The 3,326-nt window shown below is 71.4% G+C and carries 4 protein-coding genes and 1 pseudogene; 1 reads left to right on the plus strand and 4 read right to left on the minus strand.

All coding sequences use genetic code 11. The annotated features are described in order from the left end of the window. Together FV222_RS31395 and FV222_RS20815 are read right to left on the minus strand one after the other, a co-directional pair. Window positions 1-103: pseudogene (locus FV222_RS31395) on the minus strand (nicotinamidase); the annotation flags it as partial. Between the two features lie 85 nt (window positions 104-188). Further along, on the minus strand, window positions 189-1,163 hold the full coding sequence (locus FV222_RS20815) for a quinone oxidoreductase (protein WP_147763094.1): 975 nt from the start codon (window positions 1,161-1,163) through the stop codon (window positions 189-191). A 451-nt stretch (window positions 1,164-1,614) separates the two neighbouring features. Between FV222_RS20815 and FV222_RS20820 the strand changes: the two genes are divergently transcribed. After that, window positions 1,615-1,890, plus strand: coding sequence for a hypothetical protein (locus tag FV222_RS20820; RefSeq protein ID WP_147763095.1), 276 nt, complete (start codon window positions 1,615-1,617; stop codon window positions 1,888-1,890). 4 nt (window positions 1,891-1,894) lie between these two features. On the opposite strand, the gene FV222_RS20825 is transcribed toward FV222_RS20820, so the two are convergent. Together FV222_RS20825 and FV222_RS20830 are read right to left on the minus strand one after the other, a co-directional pair. Continuing rightward, a complete protein-coding gene (locus FV222_RS20825) occupies window positions 1,895-2,707 on the minus strand; it encodes a DUF502 domain-containing protein (RefSeq protein WP_246685575.1) in 813 nt (270 codons plus the stop codon). A 29-nt stretch (window positions 2,708-2,736) separates the two neighbouring features. Beyond that, on the minus strand, window positions 2,737-3,326 hold a 590-nt coding region (locus tag FV222_RS20830; RefSeq protein ID WP_147815544.1), incomplete at its 5' end, for a PepSY-associated TM helix domain-containing protein.

A 3,326-nucleotide genomic window follows, 5' to 3' on the forward strand; every position in this document is an offset into this window, starting at 1 on the left:
GCGCCACGACGGCGTCGCCGTCGGGCACCGCCAGCGCGCCGCCGGGCAGGAAGTCGCCCTGCACGTCGACGACGAGCAGGGCGTCGGCCGCGCCGACCCTCACGGGCGGCCTCCGGAGCGCGAGGGACGAACGATCGAGACCGGGATCCTCCGATCCGATGATCCCCGGATCGTTGCCGATCCTCGGATCACGGCACCATCACCGTCGAGCCCGTGGTCTCGCGGCCGGCCAGATCCCGGTGGACCTGCTGGGCTTCCGCGAGCTTGTAGGTGCGGTTGACCGGGATCTTCACCGCGCCGCTCTGCACCACCGAGAACAGGTTCTTGGCCATCTCCGCCAGGATCTCCGGCCGGCTCGCGTAGGTGAACAGCGTCGGACGCGTGACGTAGAGCGAGCCCTTGGCCGCGAGCAGCCCGAGGTCGAGGGCCTTGATCGGACCGGAGGCCGAGCCGAAGCTCGCGAGCAGGCCGAGCGGCGCCAGCGAATCGAGCGAGCCCGCCAGGGTATCCTGGCCGACGCCGTCGTAGACCACCGGAACGCCCTTGCCGCCGGTGATCTCGCGGACGCGGGCCGCCACGTCCTCCTCGCGGTAGAGGATGACGTGGTCGCAGCCGTGGGCGCGGGCGAGGTCCGCCTTCTCGGCCGAGCCGGCGGTGCCGATCACGGTGGCGCCGAGGTGTTTCGCCCACTGGCAGGCGATCAGGCCGACGCCGCCGGCGGCCGCGTGCCACAGGATCGTGTCGCCGGGCTTCACCGCGTAGGTCCGGTGCAGCAGGTACTCGGCGGTGAGCCCCTTCAGCATCATGCCGGCGGCGGTCGAGTCGTCGATCCCGTCTGGCACGTGCACGGCGGCCGAGGCCGCGATCAGCGGCTCCTCGGCATAGGTGCCCTCCCCCGATCCGGTGGCGACCCGGTCGCCGACCGAGAACCCGGTCACGCCCTCGCCGACCGCGGTCACCGTCCCGGCGACCTCCTTGCCCGGCGTGAACGGCAGCTGCGCCGCCTTGTAGGCGCCGGAGCGGAAGTAGATGTCGATGAAGTTGACGCCGATCGCGCCGGCGCGGATGCGGATCTGGCCGGGGCCGGGCTGAGGCGTCGGCACGTCCTCGTAGGCCATCACTTCGGGGCCGCCGTAATCCTGAACGCGTATCGCCTTCGGCATCGTCTCGTCCTCGCGTGAGATCGTTCACGGCGAGATAAGGGATCGGACGCTTGGCGCAATGGCCCACGCGGGACAGGCAGGGCTATCGCTTGACAGCGCCGGCCCTATTTTTCCGACGGCCTCAATCGCCGACGCCCGCGTCCGCGGGCTTGGGCGTGGGCTTTCGCTTCGCTCGACGCCGTACAGGACCAAGGTCCTGAACGGCCCGCTCCGCGGGGCGCTCTTCGCACCCTGGCGGGACAGACCGTCGGCGTCTCGGCGCACGGGCCGCAGCGCGAGGGTTTCGGGTCCTGGCGGAATCGTCGATCCGGTACGGAACGCGAACGGTCCGGCGGCCGTTGAGAGCCCCACGTAGCCGAGCGTGCCTTGCAGTGGCCATGTTTCAATCTTAACTGAACCTGAACGAAAGGCTGATTCGTTCAGGCCGTCACGGGAAAGATGGAGGACAGCGATGCTGACCGGACCGTTCCAACGCCTGCCGGGTTCTTCCGAGGGATGGCAGTCCCTCGCTCACGAGCCCTGGCTCCTGCCGATCTCCGACGCGGCCTCCGCACAGGCCTCCGACGTGGCGCTCGCCGTGCGTCGGGCCGCCCGTCCCTTCTGGATCGCCGCCAACGGTCTCGCCCTCGCCCTGGCGCTGCTCCTCGCCGCCGAGACCTCGACGGGCTGGATGAACGGCAGTCAAGCCGTCGCCCCGGTAAAGACCGTCGTCGCCAGCGCGTCCTGATCCGTCAGGCTTCCTCCCGCACCGGCGCGGCGCCTGCCGACGGTGCGCCCTGTGCCGTCCGCAGGGACGCGGCCATGGCCTGGAGCCGGGCCTGCGGATCGTCCGGCTGGATGACGCCGGCCGACATCACCAGCTTGGCCGCGTCGTCCACGCTCATCCCGACCTCGATGATGTCGGCGCGCGGCAGGTAGAAGAAGAACCCCGTGGTCGGGTTCGGCGCGCAGGGCAGGAACACGCCGACGTAGTCGTTGCGCGCTTCGCTCCCTCCATTTCCCGTTGGCTCCCCCTTGCCGCCCGGCAGCGCCGCCTGGACGTCGGGCGCGGCCGGCGCCGACAGGAACACCACCGACCACGTTCCCTTCACCGGGAACTCGACGAGGCCGACCGTGCGGAACGAGGTTCCGTTGGCGGAGAACAGCGTCTCGAAGATCTGCCGCAGGCCTTTGTACAGCCCCGAGATCACGGGGGTGCGCGCCAGCAGCACCTCGCCGAACTCGATCACGCTGCGCCCCACGAGGTTCGCCGTGAGGAACCCGAGCAGGGTCACCGCGACGAAGGCGATGAGCATGCCGAGCCCCGGGATCGAGAACGGCAGGTAATGGTCGGGCAGGTAGCTCGCCGGCACCAGCGGCTTCACGAACCCGTCGATCAGCGTGATGATCCACCACGTGATGTAGGCGGTGATCGCCAGCGGCCCCGCGACGATGATGCCGGTGAGGAAGTAGGTCCGCAGCCGTCCGCGCGCGCTGACGCGGGGACGGGGGCCGGCGGCGTCCGGCTCGGGCGGCAACTGGGTCGGCGGTCTCACGGAAACCAGGGCAGCCCCCGAAGGCATGATCGCGAAGGCTAAGTCGGCGCGTTGCCGGGCATGGCTCCGGTGCCGTCAGGCCTACTCCCTCCGCCGGCCCGCCTCAAGGCCGATCCCCGTGCGGCGCCGGCGCGGCGCCGCAGGACGTACAGCACCAGTCCGGTGACCGCGAGCGGCGGCATCGCCAGGGCGGCGAGGCAGAAGACGAGGGCGAAGGCCGCGCCGAAGTAGCGCCCGCGATGCACCTCCAGCATGGAATCGGCGATTTGCCGGCCGAGCGGCTTGTCTGAGAAGCGCGACAGGGAGAGGCGGCCGCCGGTCGCGGCGTCGAAGATCGATTCGTTGCGCGCCTTCGGGGCGTCGGCCTCGGCGATCCAACGGATGCGGATCCGCGCCGCGTCCGGCCCCGGCGGCGTCACGGTGGCCAGCGCCGCCGACGCCCCCTCCTCCGCCCGGAACGCGGCCCAGGCCTTGTCGAGGGCCGGCGGGGCGTCCGCGCCCTTGTCCGTCCGCTCCGCGCCCTTGTCCGTCCGCTCCGCGCCCTTGTCCGTCCGCTCCGCGCCCTTGTCCGTCCGCTCCGCGCTCTTGCGCCCGCCCACCCGGTCCGCGCGCGCCTCCGCCGGCTTGT

It is taken from the genome of Methylobacterium sp. WL103 (assembly GCF_008039885.1).
Lineage (GTDB): Bacteria > Pseudomonadota > Alphaproteobacteria > Rhizobiales > Beijerinckiaceae > Methylobacterium > Methylobacterium cerastii.